15 protein-coding genes and 1 tRNA gene are annotated in these 17,253 nt (G+C 56.8%); 8 read left to right on the forward strand and 8 right to left on the reverse strand.

Features of this window, described 5'->3' with window-relative positions; all coding sequences use genetic code 11:
- Positions 1-263: 263 nt before the first annotated feature.
- Complete coding sequence (locus tag ACMHYW_RS11985) at positions 264-1,286, forward strand: branched-chain amino acid aminotransferase (RefSeq protein ID WP_027705560.1); 1,023 nt, start codon at positions 264-266, stop codon at positions 1,284-1,286.
- Positions 1,287-1,637: 351 nt separating this feature from the next.
- Positions 1,638-2,360, forward strand: a complete 723-nt coding sequence (locus tag ACMHYW_RS11990; protein ID WP_414500112.1) for a hypothetical protein — start codon at positions 1,638-1,640, stop codon at positions 2,358-2,360.
- Positions 2,361-2,431: 71 nt separating this feature from the next.
- Here the strand turns inward: ACMHYW_RS11990 and ACMHYW_RS11995 are convergent, their stop codons facing one another.
- Positions 2,432-3,160, reverse strand: a complete 729-nt coding sequence (locus ACMHYW_RS11995; protein ID WP_414500113.1) for a gamma-glutamylcyclotransferase — start codon at positions 3,158-3,160, stop codon at positions 2,432-2,434.
- Positions 3,161-3,300: 140 nt separating this feature from the next.
- On the reverse strand, positions 3,301-4,602 hold the full coding sequence (locus tag ACMHYW_RS12000; protein ID WP_414500114.1) for a solute carrier family 23 protein: 1,302 nt from the start codon (positions 4,600-4,602) through the stop codon (positions 3,301-3,303).
- Between the two features lie 242 nt (positions 4,603-4,844).
- Here ACMHYW_RS12000 and ACMHYW_RS12005 point away from each other — a divergent pair, with 242 nt between their 5' ends.
- Both ACMHYW_RS12005 and ACMHYW_RS12010 read left to right on the forward strand, forming a co-directional pair.
- Positions 4,845-4,997 (forward strand): hypothetical protein, encoded by a 153-nt coding sequence (locus tag ACMHYW_RS12005; RefSeq protein ID WP_156934041.1) that lies wholly within the window; start codon positions 4,845-4,847, stop codon positions 4,995-4,997.
- Positions 4,998-5,063: 66 nt separating this feature from the next.
- Positions 5,064-5,139 (forward strand) — tRNA-Thr (locus ACMHYW_RS12010).
- A 266-nt stretch (positions 5,140-5,405) separates the two neighbouring features.
- On the opposite strand, the gene ACMHYW_RS12015 is transcribed toward ACMHYW_RS12010, so the two are convergent.
- Positions 5,406-5,741 carry a hypothetical protein gene (locus ACMHYW_RS12015; protein ID WP_414500115.1) on the reverse strand — a complete coding sequence of 112 codons (336 nt, stop codon included), beginning with the start codon at positions 5,739-5,741 and terminating at the stop codon, positions 5,406-5,408.
- Between the two features lie 383 nt (positions 5,742-6,124).
- Here ACMHYW_RS12015 and adhP point away from each other — a divergent pair, with 383 nt between their 5' ends.
- Positions 6,125-7,135 carry an alcohol dehydrogenase AdhP gene (gene adhP / locus ACMHYW_RS12020; RefSeq protein WP_027705554.1) on the forward strand — a complete coding sequence of 337 codons (1,011 nt, stop codon included), beginning with the start codon at positions 6,125-6,127 and terminating at the stop codon, positions 7,133-7,135.
- Between the two features lie 365 nt (positions 7,136-7,500).
- On the opposite strand, the gene ACMHYW_RS12025 is transcribed toward adhP, so the two are convergent.
- Positions 7,501-7,848, reverse strand: a complete 348-nt coding sequence (locus tag ACMHYW_RS12025; RefSeq protein ID WP_414500116.1) for a hypothetical protein — start codon at positions 7,846-7,848, stop codon at positions 7,501-7,503.
- A 329-nt stretch (positions 7,849-8,177) separates the two neighbouring features.
- Here ACMHYW_RS12025 and proP point away from each other — a divergent pair, with 329 nt between their 5' ends.
- Complete coding sequence (proP, locus tag ACMHYW_RS12030) at positions 8,178-9,635, forward strand: glycine betaine/L-proline transporter ProP (protein WP_414500117.1); 1,458 nt, start codon at positions 8,178-8,180, stop codon at positions 9,633-9,635.
- A 70-nt stretch (positions 9,636-9,705) separates the two neighbouring features.
- Here the strand turns inward: proP and ACMHYW_RS12035 are convergent, their stop codons facing one another.
- The 3 genes from ACMHYW_RS12035 to ACMHYW_RS12045 all read right to left on the reverse strand — a co-directional run bounded on the left by ACMHYW_RS12035 (position 9,706) and on the right by ACMHYW_RS12045 (position 13,703).
- Entirely contained in the window at positions 9,706-11,961 is a 2,256-nt protein-coding gene (locus ACMHYW_RS12035; RefSeq protein WP_414500118.1) for a heavy metal translocating P-type ATPase, read from the reverse strand.
- 171 nt (positions 11,962-12,132) lie between these two features.
- Positions 12,133-12,942, reverse strand: coding sequence for an endonuclease/exonuclease/phosphatase family protein (locus ACMHYW_RS12040; RefSeq protein ID WP_414500120.1), 810 nt, complete (start codon positions 12,940-12,942; stop codon positions 12,133-12,135).
- 125 nt (positions 12,943-13,067) lie between these two features.
- Positions 13,068-13,703 carry a thiol:disulfide interchange protein DsbA/DsbL gene (locus ACMHYW_RS12045; RefSeq protein ID WP_414500121.1) on the reverse strand — a complete coding sequence of 212 codons (636 nt, stop codon included), beginning with the start codon at positions 13,701-13,703 and terminating at the stop codon, positions 13,068-13,070.
- A 205-nt stretch (positions 13,704-13,908) separates the two neighbouring features.
- On the opposite strand from ACMHYW_RS12045, the gene yihA reads away from it, so the two are divergent.
- Positions 13,909-14,586 (forward strand): ribosome biogenesis GTP-binding protein YihA/YsxC, encoded by a 678-nt coding sequence (yihA, locus tag ACMHYW_RS12050; RefSeq protein ID WP_414500122.1) that lies wholly within the window; start codon positions 13,909-13,911, stop codon positions 14,584-14,586.
- A gap of 323 nt (positions 14,587-14,909) precedes the next feature.
- Here the strand turns inward: yihA and aphA are convergent, their stop codons facing one another.
- Positions 14,910-15,608, reverse strand: a complete 699-nt coding sequence (aphA, locus tag ACMHYW_RS12055) for an acid phosphatase AphA (RefSeq protein WP_414500123.1) — start codon at positions 15,606-15,608, stop codon at positions 14,910-14,912.
- Between the two features lie 272 nt (positions 15,609-15,880).
- Here aphA and ACMHYW_RS12060 point away from each other — a divergent pair, with 272 nt between their 5' ends.
- On the forward strand, positions 15,881-17,080 hold the full coding sequence (locus ACMHYW_RS12060) for an MFS transporter (RefSeq protein WP_414500124.1): 1,200 nt from the start codon (positions 15,881-15,883) through the stop codon (positions 17,078-17,080).
- The last annotated feature ends 173 nt before the right edge of the window (positions 17,081-17,253 follow it).

Here is a 17,253-nt window from a genome sequence, read left to right on the forward strand (position 1 = left end):
ATGAATGGCGTAAACACGAAAGCACGTCTTCTATAGTGTACCTTGCAATCACCTTGCAGGGCGCTTCGACGATAGCCTCTGTGCGGTAAAGGTTCACCCGAAATCGCATCGGCATACATAGAGTATTTAACGTAGGGCCCAGAGCCATGATAGTCTCGACAGAAGGGCAGCGCCCTCGCTCGAAGACACTACCCTTCATGGATCTACAAGCACAGTACAATCATGCGCCAGAGAGTGCATGCTCACATAGAGCGGTCATTGTCATGGATACAGATAATTTCGATTGGAGTTCCCTCGGGTTCGATTACATCAAAACGGACTATCGCTACCTGTCACAGTGGAAAGACGGCAGCTGGGACGACGGTGTACTGACCGAGGACAACACGCTGCACATCAGCGAAGGCTCTACGGCCCTTCACTATGGTCAGCAGTGCTTTGAAGGCCTTAAGGCCTATCGCTGCAAAGACGGGTCCATCAACCTGTTCCGCCCGGACCGCAATGCGATCCGCATGCAGCAGAGCTGCGCGCGCCTACTGATGCCCGAGATCCCGACAGACGTGTTCGTCGAAGCCTGTAAGAAGGTCGTGCTGGCCAACGAACGCTTCATTCCGCCTTACGGTAGCGGCGGCGCACTCTACCTGCGCCCGTTCCTGATCGGCGTCGGCGACAACATCGGTGTACACCCCGCACCGCAGTTCATCTTCTCGATCTTCTGCGTACCGGTAGGCGCCTACTTCAAAGGTGGCATGAAACCGGTCAACTTCATGGTGTCGTCCTACGACCGTGCAGCTCCTTACGGCACCGGTGCTGCCAAGGTCGGCGGTAACTATGCTGCGAGCCTGCTGCCGAACAAGGAAGCGCACGAACGCGAATTCGCCGACTGCATCTACCTTGATCCGGCCACGCACACCAAGATCGAGGAAGTGGGTTCCGCTAACTTCTTCGCCATCACGCATGACGACGTCTTCGTGACACCGTATTCACCGTCCATCCTGCCCAGTATCACCAAATACTCGCTGCTCGAACTGGCACGCGACTACTTGGGGCTGGCCACGCAGGAAACCGACGTACCGATCACCGACCTTGATCAGTACAAGGAAGCCGGTGCCTGCGGTACAGCCGCCGTCATCACCCCGATTGGCGGCATTCAGTACAAGGACGATTTCCACGTCTTCTATAGCGAAACAGACGTCGGCCCGGTGACGCGTCGCCTGTACGACACGCTGACCAGCATCCAGGTCGGTGATATCGAAGGCCCAGAAGGCTGGGTCGTCAAAGTGAAGTGATCCCCGCTTCACGCGCAGTACTTTGCTTCAAGAGACCGTGATCCGGGCTTGAAGCGGCCCATCGGGCCACTTTCCATGACATGACCTGTCTGACGCGGTGGGCACTCCAACCCACCGCGTACTTCTTTTTAGATACATTTTTAATATATATGTGGCTCACGCATGCCAACAAGAAGGTAGTGGTATGCTATGTCGCATGGGAATATTTCTCTACACATGTAATAATTTATACGTGCAAGCCTCTAGTCATCGCATCCCCAAAAAGCAATAACTAAAAAGAGCCCTATTTCAATAACAGGCTTGCTGAAATTTTATTACGTTTATTTCCTCTATCAAGAGACACCGACATCAATGCTTGGAAAAAAGTTCTCCAAAATAGTCAAGATCTATCCTTCTAAAAATATGGAAGGCTGCAGAGAGATTATAGATATATTCACGGATACGTTTGTGGAAAACAATATATATCCGGGATTTGAAAAGATACTTAGCGAAGCTTTTCGTATTTGCGTAGCAACATGTGGCCAAACATATCTCACTATTGACCGGCCTGCTGGCGTATTTTATTCAGAACTGCGCCGCTATACCATGACGTTAACAATAGGAGACTACCATAGCCCTAAACCTTCTTATATCGTATTTTCAAAGAGAAAAAGCAATGAAGAAAAAAAATTAGCTCAAATTATTGGTGGAATATTCCTGTTATCGGAATACTTTAAAACTCTATTTAATGAAGAAAACAACCGACTAGAGTTCAACAATTTAACACTGAGAAGCATAGATCACAGTTTTATTTGCGCCCATTTGATGGAATATTCATCACAGTCTTCGGACCTTTTCACAACGGAACACGATATCGAAGTAAATTTTAATGATATCGATCAAGAAAAAGTACTTATTATTTTCCATTGCATTGACATAAAAAAAGTACGTTTCTTTCTGCCGGGGGGAGAAGAGCGCGTTGTCTCCTATTCAAAAGAATCCGAAGAAAAAGACCAACCTCTGTTTTTGTTCATGAAACAGTGGCAGAAAGAGCTGAAACGCTATATGGAATATCCTTCAAGTCCGCTTCGCTAAGGGAAAACAGACGAAAGCAAGAAAGGGAGGCTTGATCCCGCCTCCTTTCTTCTTCACACCTTATATAATCTTCAGCTAACCGCATTGACGGAAGGCTGACAGCGACGCAGTAACCCTTCCAAGGCTTCGTCAGGCATTTCGGCATTGCGCAGCGCGACAGCGGTCTGTGCCACATAGTCGTACGTGGTACCGCACTGACCGCGTGCGGTTTCAAACACCTTGCGGATAATTTCATCGGAGAGCTGCCCGACATACGTCGGTTGGCTGCGCGCCACAACAAACGCCAGCGCGGGCACGGTGCGCCCATTCTCCAGCGTACAGGGTACCCAAGTGGGTCGATAGGAACAGTCCGGCATCTCGCGCTTCCACAGCGCCAGCAGATGACATTGCAGATCCTGAGCGGATAGTTTGAACGCCACCCCTTCGCAGGTGCCGCCTTCATCCAGCCCGAACACTAGCCCCGGCTGTTCAGGTGTACCACGGTGAATGCGCGACCACAGATACAGCCCACGATGAAAGCCTTCGATGTAACCGCGCAGCGACTCGATAGCAGGACACTCGGGACGCCAGATCAGCGAACCGTATGCGAACAGCCAGATATCCTGATCCTCGTACCCTTGCCGCCGACGCAGCTCCAGCATTTCGGCGATCGAACGTTCATGCGCCTCTGCCGTCATCGGCATCACGGCGTCCAAGCGAGGAGGATACGTCTGCATTCCGCCACCGCAGCACATACGCTGGCTATCCGTCGTGGACGACGTGGGGACAGATGATGGCGCGGTATCCTGCTCGGTTGTCATATGAACTCCTGGGACCTCGGGTCTCCTGAAAGGCCTAGCGGGAATGACGGACAGCGAACGCGTTCGGCCCGTCATTTCACGATAACGGCGCAACGTGGGTTATTAAAGCCACGCTGCTTATTCCATCCTACACGTCTCGCTCAATTTCTTTCCAGCATCTTGCGCACATGGCGATTGCTGAACAGCGCATTGAGGATGATCGCTGCCAGCATCGAGGTGCCAATACCGTTGAGCTGGATCACCCCCATCGACAACGAGAAGTTACCTGCACCGAGGATCATAGTGACCGAAATCAGGATCAGCGTGGCATGATCATTCAGGTCAACGTTGTTCTGCATCCAGATACGTACACCGGCAGCCGAGATCATCCCAAACACCACGATAGACGCACCGCCCAGCACCGGTACTGGCAAGGTATGCACGAGGGCACCAAAGCGCGGAGAGAAGCCCAATACGATAGCCAGAATGCCAGCGATCAGAAACGTGAGCGTAGAGAACACACGCGTCACCGCCATCACCCCTATATTTTCGGCATATGTCGTGACCCCTGTACCCCCGACGCTCCCTGACAGCATGGTCGCCAGCCCATCGCCGAGGAACGCTCGTCCCATATAGCGATCAAGGGGAGTCCCCGTCATTTCACCCACGGCTTTGACATGACCAAGGTTTTCGGCGATCAGAATCAGGAAGACAGGAGCAATGGTGAGGATAGCCGTCCACTGGAACGTGGGCGTATGAAAGGTCGGTAGCCCGAACCACGGTGCCGCTTCCACCGGGGTGAAGTCGATCGGCGTGCCCCACCCCATCAGGTTGGCGGCAACGAAATAGAGGGCATAAGCGATTAGGATGCCGATCAAGAGTAGCAACCGTTGCACAACACCGCGCGTCAGCACGGCCATGCTGCCGATGCACAGTACGGTGACCAGCGCCATGATGCCGTTGAACGTCGAGCCGGAGACACTGCCCACGGCACTAGGTGCTAGGTTCAGACCGATAGTCGCGACCACGGCCCCCGTAACGGTCGGCGGCAGCAGCTTAACGATCCACCCCGTTCCTACCCACATCACGATCAGCCCGCACAGCGCATACAGCCCCCCGCAGACGATGATGCCACCAAGCGCCAGATCCACCGCGGGATTGGCACCGTGTCCGGCCACGTATCCCGTCGCGGCACAGACCACCGGGATGAAGGCAAAGCTCGACCCTAGGTAGCTGGGCACTTTCCCCCCAACGATGATGAAGAACAGCAGCGTGGCAACGCCCGACATCAAAATCGCGAGGTTGGTATCAAACCCCATCAACATCGGCGCCAGCACGGTTGAACCGAACATGGCAACAAGGTGCTGAACGCCCAGCGCCAGCATCTGCCCCCAGGATAAGCGTTCATCGGGCCTGACCAACGTTGAATCAGACATCGAGGTATAGCGCCAGCGTACGGCCATGAACTTCTCCCATAGCGAGTCGTGGATGGAATCGGTAAACGGGGGCGAATTCCCCCCACGAGGGTCAATCTTACCATTCGCCCCCTACCGTAGGGGGGAGTGTCACTGTCGCATGCGCTATTTTCCCATCCATGGATGGATTAGACTGGTCATACACCTGTACAGGTATGCAACTTGACGTTTCTATTATGAAAAGCTTTATCCAGCGTTTGCTTTGTCCCCTTGTCGTTGGGGGATCGATTATGGCCATCGGTTACGGCTTCGCCAGCCTGCTGCGCGGCGACTACCATTTCTCCACTTGGCCCCTCGCCCTGCAAAGCGTGGTCGTGATTTTTGCCCTCTTCGCCGCACTGATTTCAGGGCTGATCATCTTCGGCGGACGTAACGATCGCTGACAGAAATGCTTGAGTATCACAAGGGGTTGCCCATCACGGCATGTCGGCGCTAGAATGCATGCCGTTGCCGGTGTAGCTCAGTTGGTAGAGCAGCGCATTCGTAATGCGAAGGTCGTAGGTTCGACTCCTATCTCCGGCACCATGAATTCAAAACACCCCCGCTGCTTCACGGCAGCGGGGGTGTTTTCGTTTCAGGAATCGACGGGGCAGCATTGCCATATCACGCCCCGCTTCATCTTGGTGGATGCCTTTTCTAGCTAGCGGTCCAGAATATCGAGCGGGGGCAGACTGTCGATGATATCCAACGTTTGCAGTGGAACTGCCATTACTCACTGGAACCAAGTTTTTCCACCCGATTTCTTATCCTCAAGGGTGGTGCTGATCACAGCAGCTCGCTGATGCTGTTGGCTACTCTCTCCGGCCCAGTGCGCCTAGGTCTACGCTGTAAATGGCATCAAGCCCCTCGACCATATCAATGAAGTAGCCAAGGTCGCCGTCCTGCCCGATCAATAGCAGTGTCGGTGCAACGTTCTGTACGCCGTAGGTGACATTGCGCTCTTTCAGCAGTGCATACCCATACCAACAAACCCAGTCGCCTTGGGCGCTCTCACGCTCCATGATGTCGGCGCTCCCTATCGTCCGATGGAGAAACCCGCGATAGCGGCGTGGCAGTCGAGCACCCCGCACCTGCTCCAGCATGTGGATACCGCGTTCAACGTCATCTGGTAACTGGGCATCTTTCATGGGTTTCTTTCCGTACGGTCATTGCTCATGAGCACGCTACTTCTGCCGACAACAGAGATAGCATGCCGAAAACGGCTGTCACGATTTCTTGCTCTAAAAAAGGGGATGATGAGGTTCCGGCTGCGCCATTTCGTCATCCCTGTGGTCCAAGGATGAGGATAACCTTGGCGGGAACCGCCTTGTTATCTACCTTTATCAAGGCCTGTACTAAAGTTTAGTACGTTTTGTACGTTAGTAGTGATTTGCCATACCAGTGGCAGCGTTATACTAGCGTCAGTGAGTCGGTCCGACGGTCACGCCAGCCGCTCACCTCACCACCTTATTTTCCGGCGTCTGTTTCGTTCCAGACAGGTCATCGGTACAACTAAAAAAGGTATCTCGTCATGAAAGCAGCAGTTGTAGGCAAAGACCATAACGTTGAAATTCAGGACAAAAAACTGCGTCCGCTGGAGCACGGCGAAGCCCTGCTGCAGATGGAGTGCTGTGGTGTGTGTCACACCGACCTGCACGTTAAAAATGGTGATTTCGGTGACAAGACTGGCGTTATCCTGGGCCATGAAGGTGTAGGTGTCGTCAAAGAAGTTGGTCCGGGCGTGACCTCTCTGAAAGTAGGCGACCGTGCAAGCGTTGCGTGGTTCTTCCAGGGCTGTGGCCACTGCGAATACTGCATCAGCGGTAACGAAACGCTGTGCCGTAGCGTCAAGAACGCAGGCTACACCGTTGATGGTGGTATGGCGGAAGAATGCATCGTCACTGCTGACTATGCGGTCAAGGTACCGGACGGTCTGGATTCCGCGGCAGCCAGTAGCGTAACGTGCGCGGGTGTTACCACGTACAAAGCGATCAAGGTTTCCAACATCAAAGCCGGTAAATGGATTGCCATCTACGGTCTGGGCGGTCTGGGTAACTTGGCGCTGCAGTACGCGAAAAACGTCTTCAACGCTAAAGTCATCGCGATCGACGTCAACGACGAACAGCTGAAACTGGCTCAGGAAATGGGCGCGGACATGGTCATCAACCCGGCCAAAGAAGACGCTGCCAAACTGATTCAGGAAAAAGTGGGCGGCGCTCACGCAGCGGTCGTTACTGCCGTTGCCAAAGCCGCGTTCAACTCTGCGGTTGACGCTGTTCGCGCCGGTGCTCGCATCGTAGCGGTTGGTCTGCCTCCGGAAGCCATGAGCCTCGACATTCCGCGCCTGGTACTGGACGGTATCGAAGTCGTCGGTTCTCTGGTCGGTACGCGTGAAGACTTGGCTGAAGCCTTCCAGTTCGCTGCTGAAGGCAAAGTCGTGCCGAAAGTGGCCAAACGCCCGATCGAAGACATCAACGATATCTTCCACGAAATGGAACAAGGCAAGATCAAAGGCCGCATGGTTGTCGATTTCTCTCTGTAATCGCACATCACGCACGCGGCAGGTTTCTGCCTAGCAATGCAAGGGCTGCGCATCACTGCGCGGCCCTTCGTGTATCTGCTCGATCACTTTTCGCTACCGTTACTGACCCGCGTTTCGTGTGCCCTATGCGATGGATGCCATGAGAGGATGCGGTCTGCGGTCTGCGGTCTGCGGTCTGCGGTCTGCGGTCTGCGGTCTGCGGTCTGCGGTCTGCGGTCTGCGGTCTGCGGTCTGCGGTCTGCGGTCTGCGGTCTGCGGTCTGCGGTCTGCAATAGCAAACGGCACCGTCCCCTGTCATGCAAGGAACGGTGCCGTTTCAATGTCGGGAGGCGGCAATGGCTGCTGCCGTCTGTCCATCACCGCCATTATGGTGCGATCGGTGTCACACGCTTATGCGAGGTCATTACGCCGCTGCGATCAAACTCGAAAATGACGGATTCGCTCGTATTGTTCTGGGGCGCTGAACGGAACGTGTGCGTGTAGTCGTAGTACCACTGTTCGCCGTTCGTCGACTGCACGGTGCGCGTGGGCTGGCCGAGTCGGTTGGTCACCGCCAATGTCGTCGAGTAGCGATCCTTCAGACCCGTCATCTGATCATCACGTACCTGAACCCCTGTCGTCTGTTCTTCAGGTGCCGAAATGCTGTGTACGATGCTGCAACCGCCCATGCTCAGCGCGGCGCCGAATGCCACTGCCGTCATGATGTTTTTCATGGATATCCCTTTGTTTGTGTGTATGCCTCATCGGTCATCTTGGCCGACCGTGACGATCATGTAATATCGGGAACGTATGGTGACGAACTCGCCGTCAGGAATCAATTACTCCTAAAGAAAAGCACAAAAATGCCATGCATTCCTTTTTTATTAGGAATGGCAATGATGTATGTCGAAACGTAACTCTCCTGTTTGTTCTTTATCTTTGGCATTTCCCGCCGCCCATCTCCCCCAGCCTCAACTATCTTTAAAGGTATCGCGTAGTTGCCGCACCGCATGACACCATCGTTTTTCGTAAATGCCGTGTTTCATGGATAAAGGATGATCATATGAACAACGCCAAGGATTCCTCGCACCGCAAGCGCTTCCGTCGACACCGCCTTACCTTGGATGACATCACCGTTGTCGACAGTGCCATGCTGAAACGTGCGGTTTCGGCTGCCGCACTGGGCAACGCCATGGAGTGGTTCGACTTCGGGGTGTACAGCTATATCGCCTTTGCACTCAGTGAGGTGTTTTTCCACGACCTGCCCGAAAACATGCGCCTGATGGCCACTTTTGCCACCTTTGCGATTGCCTTTCTGGTGCGTCCGTTGGGGGGCCTATTCTTTGGCCCACTGGGCGACAGGGTTGGGCGTCAGAAGGTGCTGGCCGCAACGATGATTATCATGGCGATCAGCACCTTCTGCATTGGGTTGATTCCCAGCTATGCCACCATCGGTATTGCCGCGCCCATACTGCTGCTGATCGCGCGATTGGTGCAGGGGTTCTCAACCGGTGGGGAATATGGTGGCGCCGCGACCTTCATCGCCGAATATTCGCCGGACCGCAAGCGTGGCTTTATGGGCAGCTGGCTAGAGTTCGGGACGCTGGCGGGCTACGTGCTGGGGGCGGCGCTGGTGACCGGGATATCTGCGGTGATGGACCGCGAGACGTTGCTGGACTGGGGCTGGCGCATTCCGTTCTTCATTGCCGGGCCACTGGGACTCATCGGTCTGTATCTGCGTCTGAAGCTGGAAGAAACACCGGCATTCCAGGCGCTAGAAGAAAGTGCGGAGCCTCAGGAAACGCAGACACATACCGAGTTCTTCAAACGGCTATGGGGCCATTGGCGGGAGTTGGCGATCTGTATTGGGCTAGTGCTGGTCTTCAACGTGACCGACTACATGCTGCTGTCCTATATGCCAACCTACCTGTCGGCGAACCTTAAATACGATACCAATCACGGGCTGTTGATGATCCTGATCGTCATGCTGCTCATGATGGTGATCCAACCCTTTTTGGGGCTGCTGTGCGATCGTGTTGGGCGACGTCCGGTCGTTATGGCGGGCTGCATCGGTACGTTTCTACTGGCATGGCCGTGCTTCGTGCTGATCCAGCAAGGATCGCATCTGTCGATCTTCGTCGGGTTGATGATTTTGGCCGCGCTGCTGAACTGCTTCACTAGCACCATGCCCTCCACCCTGCCGGCGTTGTTCCCCACCAGCATCCGCTACGGCGCGCTGGCCATTGCCTTCAACGTGTCGGTCTCCGTGTTTGGCGGGACGACACCGTTGGTAACGGCATGGCTTATTGATGTCACTCACAATCTGATGATGCCGGCCATCTACATGATGGGGGCCGCGGCCATCGGCTTCATCACGATCCTGATGACGCGCGAAACGGCCAACCGCCCGCTGCGTGGCTCCACGCCGACCGCCGCGTCGCCTGAAGAAGCCAAGGAGCTGCTGGAAGAGCACCACGCCGAGCAGACTCAGACGCCACCGACCGAACAGCCGAGGTCATAGGCATCATCTGCTACGCAACGACAAAGGGCCGCTTAACGCGGCCCTTTCTTTTTCAATCGTCCCATCGCCGCTACTGCGACAAACCTGAATGTGGATAGCGCGTGTGGCTGTGCGATGACGGCTGCCAGCGTTGCAGCAGCAGCGAGTTCACGATCACAGAAACGGAACTCATCACCATCGCCGCACCGGCAATCACGGGATTGAGTAGGCCAAAGGCCGCCAGCGGAATACCCAGTCCGTTATAGAAAAAGGCAAAGAACAGGTTCTGATAGATGCGCCGCAGCGTGGCCCTTGAAAGCGAGAGGGCATCCAGCACGCCTTCGAGTCGGTTGTGGGTCAGAATGATATCGGCGGCTTCCAGCGATACGTCTGCGCCCGCCCCGATTGCGATGCCGACATCGGCGGTGGCCAGCGCGGGAGCATCGTTAATGCCGTCCCCCAGCATCGCTACCTTGCCGTCTCGCTGCTGGAGCATCTCGACGGTGGCGGCCTTACCTTCCGGCAGCACGCCCGCGATCACTTCGTCGATACCCACCTCACCGGCAACGCGGGCGGCCACCCGTGCGGCGTCTCCGGTCAGCATTACGACATGAACACCCTGTTCATGCAGTCGTTTGACCGTGCGTCTAGCGCCGGAACGCAGACGGTCGCTCAGACCAACATAGCCCATGACATGCTGGCCGAGCACGATACCGATGACCGTGATGCCCTGCTCTTCTTGGCGGTCGATCCATGCCCGTGATACAGCATCGAAGACGGGGTCTCCGAGCAGCGACAGTTCGCGCACGAAGCTGACCGACCCCGAGGCCACGACGTCATCGTTCAATTGGCCGATCACGCCACGACCGGGATGCAGCTTCACATTAATCACGCCCAATGGAGCGATATCGGCGGCCTGAGCATGACGCACCAGCGCTTGGGCCAGCGGGTGCTCAGAGTACTGTTCCACACCATAGGCGGCACTCAGCAGATCACGTTCGCTCACCCCTGGGGCCTTGGTCATACTCACCACCTTCGGACGCCCCTCGGTCAGCGTACCGGTCTTATCCATGATCAACGTATCAACGTGGCGCATCTGCTCTAACGCCTGCGCATGCCGGAACAGCAGTCCGGCTGTAGCCCCGCGCCCCATGCCGACCATCACCACCGTAGGGGCCGCCAAGCCGATCGCGCACGGGCACGCGATAACCAGTACCGCCACAGCACTCAGCAAGGCATTCAGCGCATTGCCGCTCCATCCCCAACCGACAAAAAACGTCAGCGCGGCGATGATCAGTACGATAGGAATAAAATAGGTGGCGGCACGATCAGCCAGCCGCTGCACACGTGCCTTAGAGCGCTGCGCCTGTTCGACCAGCGAGATAATGCGGGCAAGGCTAGTGTCGTTGCCGATACGGGTCGCCTTCATGCGCAGCGTTCCCGTGCAGTTGAGTGTGGCGGCGAAGACTTCGTGCCCTTCACGCTTGCACACATACTGGCTTTCACCGCTCAGCACCGACTCATCCAGCTCCGAGGTACCGTCAATGATGACGCCATCGGCAGGCAGCTTTTCGCCGGGGCGCACCACCAGCGTATCGCCAAGCCTCAGCTGATCAGCATCCACGTCGATCAGAGCGCGGTTACGCTCGACATGAGCCTGCCGTGGCCGCAGCGCCAGCAGCATGTCAATGGCAGCGCCGGCCCGACATCGTGCCAGACCTTCCAGCATGCGCCCTGACAGCACCAACGTCACCACCATAGCGCTGGTATCAAAATACAGTGGCACGTTCAATCGCAGGCACAGTGCCAACGTGCTGAAGCCATAGGCGATGCCTGTTCCCAACGCGACTAGGACATCCATGTTCGTCTGCCGGCGGCGCAATGCTCGCCATGCTTTCACATAGAACGATCGCGCGCACCATAGCTGGATCGGTGTGGCCAGCGCCCACTGCACCCACGCTGGCAGTTCGATCGTCGGCAACATGAACATCCCTAACAGCTGCACTAAGAGCGGCAGACTCAGCAGGACGGCCACCGCCAGTCCGATGACATCACGGCGAGCAAAGGGTTGCTGCTCGCGCCGTGGAGCATTGGCCTCGCCACGCGGGAGCGGCTCACGCTGGATACCAAACCCTGCCCGTTCGATGGTCTGGATCACGTCGGAAAGCGTCACGCCCGAAGCGTCAAGCGAGATATGGACCGTACTCGACGCAACGTTCACGCTGGCCTGTCTTACGCCGGGCAGGTGTTGCAGTATTCGCTCGATACGGGCGGCACCGGCAGCACTGCTGATGCCCGTAATGATGAGTTCCTGTGATCGGAATGATGGCATGGTCTTGGAAGACAAGGTCGTTAGCTTGGATGGTTGTGAGTGACATGCTGCCGGATCGTGCTGCGCTCGAGGCTATGGTGAACACAGGTACATAGGTCGTCGCACAATGAGGGCGCTAACGATAGCGCACCGAGCTATCCACAGGCCCGATCACAAAAGCGTGCCGGGCATATGAATATTGTGAAATCAGCGAACTACCAGCATCTTGTGACAGGCTGGAGGCAGAATGATATCTGCTGACAGCGGTAGGTGATCCGAAAACAGCGGTGGAAGCACTTGCGAGTTCGCCACTTGCAAGGTGGGCGAAATAAGAATGTGATCAAGTGCGCGTTTTGGCTCCCAGGCGGGATAGCTCAGCTGCTCTGGCGTCTGATCGAAGTTCATTACTTCGCACAGTCCGGTGTGCTGCTCGAGGTGGGCGCGCGTACAGTTGAGGTCGCCCACAAGAATGACATGACGGCATGACGACATCAGTTCACACAGAAAGTCCAGCTGGCGCTTCTGCGTGCGAATGCCAAGCGACAGGTGAGCGACGAACAGGTGCAGGGCATCGGCACCGTCTCCGAACTGGGCGTGCATGACGCCGCGACCGGGAGGGCCTGGTAAACGATGGTTGACGACACGGGTCGGCTGGAAGCGGCTCAACAGCCCATTGCTGTGCTGGGCGAGACGCCCGAGGTTACGGTTGAGCTGCTGATAATGGAACGGCGCTCCGGCCTGCTGGGCCAGATAATCGACCTGATTGACGTTACCCGACCGAAAGCTGCCACCGTCGACCTCCTGCAGCCCCACGATATCGAAGTGGCCGAGGAAACGACCGATGACCGCCAGCCGTTCCTGCCGCTTGCTGTTGGGCAAGACGTGCTGCCAGCTGTTGGTCAGGTACTGGTACCAAGCGTGGGTACTGATGCCGACCTGTAGGTTGAAGGTCAGCACCCGCAACGGGCGGGCATCTTGAACAGCCGTCACCAGCGTCTCAGGAGAAGCGGCGTTCATGGCTGCTCCTCTGCGCTGCGGCAACAGGCTGCCGATGCGTGCAAAGATGTTGTTTCATGCGTCACAGCCGCTGCATCAACACTCACCATAATCTCTCCCGAATGCTGATGCAGCTTGCATCAGTATTATTTCCCAGTATGTGCCTCACGACGAAGCTGATCAATCAACTGATCGGCCACCGTCAGCATACCTTCAGGGGTAGTGACGCTCGTGCTGCCGTCCATGTTGATGACGTACTTGCCGTTGATAACGATCGCCGGTACACCCATCAGGCCATAGGAACGTAGGGCTGATGATGCGATGTTGATCTGGCTCTTCACGCCGAAGCTCTGCAGCGCTTTCAGCGCGTCGTCCTTGCTGACACCATAGTGTGAGAAGAACTCGGCAATGTGCTCGTCATCGTTGAGCGGCTGGCGCTGCTGAACGGCGTTGAAGAACGGTTCATGCACTTTGTCGTAGATGCCCAGTGCCTTGGCGGCATAGTAGGCGCGTGCGTGCGTGGCCCACAGGCGGCCCAGCGGCGCAGGCATGCGGTCAACGACAACGTCATCCTTCTGTTCAGCGGCCCATTTGGTGAAGGTCGGTTCGAACTCGTAGCAGTGCGGACAGCCGTACCAGAAGATCTCTTCGACCTTGATTTTGCCCGCCGGCACCTGAACATCGACAGGGGTGTCGAGGGTCTTATAGTCACTGGCCTGTGCGGTCAGCGCCATGAAGGCCAGCCCCACGCCGCAGATCAGCGTCATCAGTTTCTTGATCATCGTGTCTACTCTTCCTTTCTCATGTGGATTCATGAACGAGACGGCCTGTCGGTGCTCTAAGCGATGACCCGAGGCGGTATCGTTGACGTTGTCGGGGGCGATGATGCAGTGCGTTTCCTGCATGATGAAGACAATGGCAGGCCTCTTACCGCACCGACGTACCCTGATGTTACACTTTCACCTGCCTTTTTACAGGAAGTCCCCTATGTCAGAACAGCAGCCCACATCGATCACGCCCAGCATGACGCTGGCCTACCAGCACACACGCTTCATCATGAGCGCGCCGACGCTGGCCCACTGCCCTGCCGATACGGGGGCAGAAGTCGCTTTCGCAGGACGTTCCAATGCTGGGAAGTCCAGCGCCATCAATACGCTAACGCGTCAGAAAGCACTGGCGCGTACGTCCAAGACGCCGGGACGCACGCAGCTCATCAACCTGTTTGCCGTCGGCGATGATGATCACCGCATCGTCGACCTGCCGGGCTACGGCTTCGCCAAGGTGCCCGAAGAGGTCAAGCGCAAGTGGCAACACCATCTGTCCGAATACCTGCACGGCCGCCAGTCGCTGCGCGGCATCGTGCTGATGATGGACATCCGTCACCCGCTGACCGAGTTCGACCAGCAGATGCTGGCGTGGGCCGATGAAGCCGATATGCCGGTGCACATCCTGCTGACCAAATCCGACAAGCTCAAGCGCGGTGCAGCGAAGAACGAGCTACTGCGCGTTCGTCGTGCGCTTCACGAATGGGAAGACATGGTCACGGTGCAGCTGTTCTCATCGCATACCAAATCCGGTATCGACGAGCTCGAAAAGCGCCTGAACCAGTGGCTGTGCCCCACGTCGACTGCCATCGACGATCAGGATACGACGCCCGCTTCCTGAACGATTGCCTGTTTGACCACGTGGAAATAACCGTGTTCCCTCTATAGGCCATTGAAAAGCCTTGCGAGCAACACGGCCACGCACGCACACAGACCGCACCACTGCGCGGTTCTCGTTCAGATACGCGCATATGGGGCACTTTCTGTCGTGCACCATCCGACAATCGGCAGTCGCCGTGTACCCGGATGGCTTTTCGCTGCCCCATGTTCTCGCCTCAGGGCCGCTTTTAGTATGGCCCAGAAATAAAAAGCCCCTGTGCATAACTCAGATGCACAGGGGCTTTTGCTTACAAGACAGCCGTCAGGCGAAGCGGCATGCCCTCATCAGTGATCGGAACCGACGATGACTTCTTCACCCAGCGCACCGGCCTGTGGATGCGGAACGTAGGTGGAGTTGGAGGCGCGCAGGACACGGATGCCGCGACCGTGAACGGCCTGAGCCGCTTCAATGTCGGAGTCGGCATCACCGTAGTAAAGCTTGATGTTCAGCTTACCGAGCCACGGGGTCTTGGTGTTTTCGCCAGGGCGAATGCCAGTGAAAATAACCGGATGCATCTCGCTGGCCGGGATGTTGAAAGTCTTCTGCAACAGATTGGTGACGGTTTCGGTCTGCGATGCAGCACGCGCGGTGATGAAATAGATGCGGTCATGACGGCGCAGGTGCATGGCGATCAGCTCGCGGCCGACTTCTTTGGGGATGCTGTAGGCGTCCCAGCCATTGTTCATCAGCTGCCAGAACTCGGGGTTCGACGAGAAATGATCGCCATAGATCTGAATGCCGCGGTAGAAACCGGGCGATGAGTACAGCACGGTGTCGTCGATGTCGAAGCCGACGTTCATAGGCGGAACGCCTTCCAGACTCTTCTCGATCTGAGCGATGGATACCCAGTGAATCGGTGCGCGCTCGACCAACTGCGCCGCGGTAACGCCCGCCGTTGCTGACGTTTCAGCCTGTGCGACGCCGCCCATTAGTGCCGCCGCCATGCTCAATACCAGACCAGAATACCAACCCCTTGCCTTCATCCAACCGTCCTCTTGTCGTGTCAGGGCCGTTGCCCTCGGTAAGGGCCGAGCCATTGCGTCAAGGCCAGGCCTCGCCATAGCCTATCGAGCATCCCTCACCTTGACCAGTCTTAAGCGGACTTTCAGCTGACCTGGCTCGATCAAGCGCTGCCACTCAACACTGCGCCACTATGACACTGCGCCGATAGAACACCTGCCCGTAGCATAGGGATGCACTCGATTATCACGCACGGACCGTGCCAACCGGTACGGCTTCGCTGGAGCAATTGCCCATGTCCCTCCGACACAGCGGCCAGACGGCATTCGTTCTGCTCGTCGGCATGGCCAGCACTACGCTGCCAACACCGCTCTACCCCTACTATCAGCGTCATTTCGGCTTCGCACTGCTGATGACGACCGTCATCTTCAGCGCTTACGGCATTGGTGTCTTGGGCACACTGCTGCTGGCTGGCAACCTATCCGACCGCACGGGCCGACGCCCGGTCATGCTGGCCGCCTGCCTGCTGGGCATAGCGAGTGCACTGGTCTTCACGTTCTCGCAGGGTATCGGCACGCTGATGCTGGGACGACTAATTTCAGGCATTTCGGCGGGGCTGTTCACCGCTACCGCGACCACGCAGATTGTCGAATCTGCACCGCCGGAACGGCAGTCCAGAGCGGCGCTGCTCGCGACGCTCGCCAACATGGTCGGGTTGGGCATCGGCCCCGTTATCTCAGCGTCCACGGCCATGCTATTGCCAGCACCGGGACAAAGCATCTTCATCATCGACGTAGTGGCGCTGGCCGTAGCAGCAGTGATGGTGTGGAAGACGGCCGAGACCGCACCCACACCCGAACCAGGCCCACTGCTGCGTATCCGCTGCCCCTACGTGCCGCACTATCTGCTGCGCCCGTTCATTCCAGCGGCTGTCGCCGGGTTCGCGGGATTCGCGGTGATGGGGATCTTCACCTCAGCCGTACCGAATGTCATGGGTCAGCTGATGGGCATTCATATGCCACTGGCGATTGGCACCATGGCGCTGCTGATCTTCCTCGGCTCGGCAGTGGGCCAGACAGGGCAACAGCGGCTGCCCATTGCGATGCGCCTGCCTATAGGTGCCGCACTGCTCGCACTGGGCATGGCGCTGATCGGTATCAGCATCGGTACCGTGACGCCAGTGATGCTGGCACTGGGCGGGGTAGTGGCGGGTATTGGTCAAGGCATTGCCCTGCGTGCCGGACTGGGAGAAATGACTCGCCTCAGCCGTGAGGCCGATCGTGCCAGTGTCACCAGCATGTTCTTTCTAATACTGTATCTGGCATCGGTGATTCCCGTCGTCGGGCTAGGGCTGGCGGCATATGCCGTGGGGCTGACACTGGCAGCGACGCTATTCTCCGCGGGCATTGGAGGGCTAGCATTGGCAGCCTTGATGGCGCTGTTCTGGCTTAGCGCTCACCCCGAACGCACCACAAACCCTGATGCTGCACGATGACACTCTAAGCAGACATGCGCGTCGCCAGCAGACTCATATCAAACGGGAAACACGCCGAATGAAGCACGGATATGACCTGCTCATCCGCTCTTGCTCATGCCGCACTAAACCGAAAAGAGGGAGGCCTTGAATCAGGCCTCCCTCTTTTATATCGACATTTGCCAACGGGCACG

This window comes from Zymobacter sp. IVIA_12111.31 C1 (assembly GCF_047495495.1).
Classification (GTDB): Bacteria; Pseudomonadota; Gammaproteobacteria; order Pseudomonadales; family Halomonadaceae; genus Zymobacter.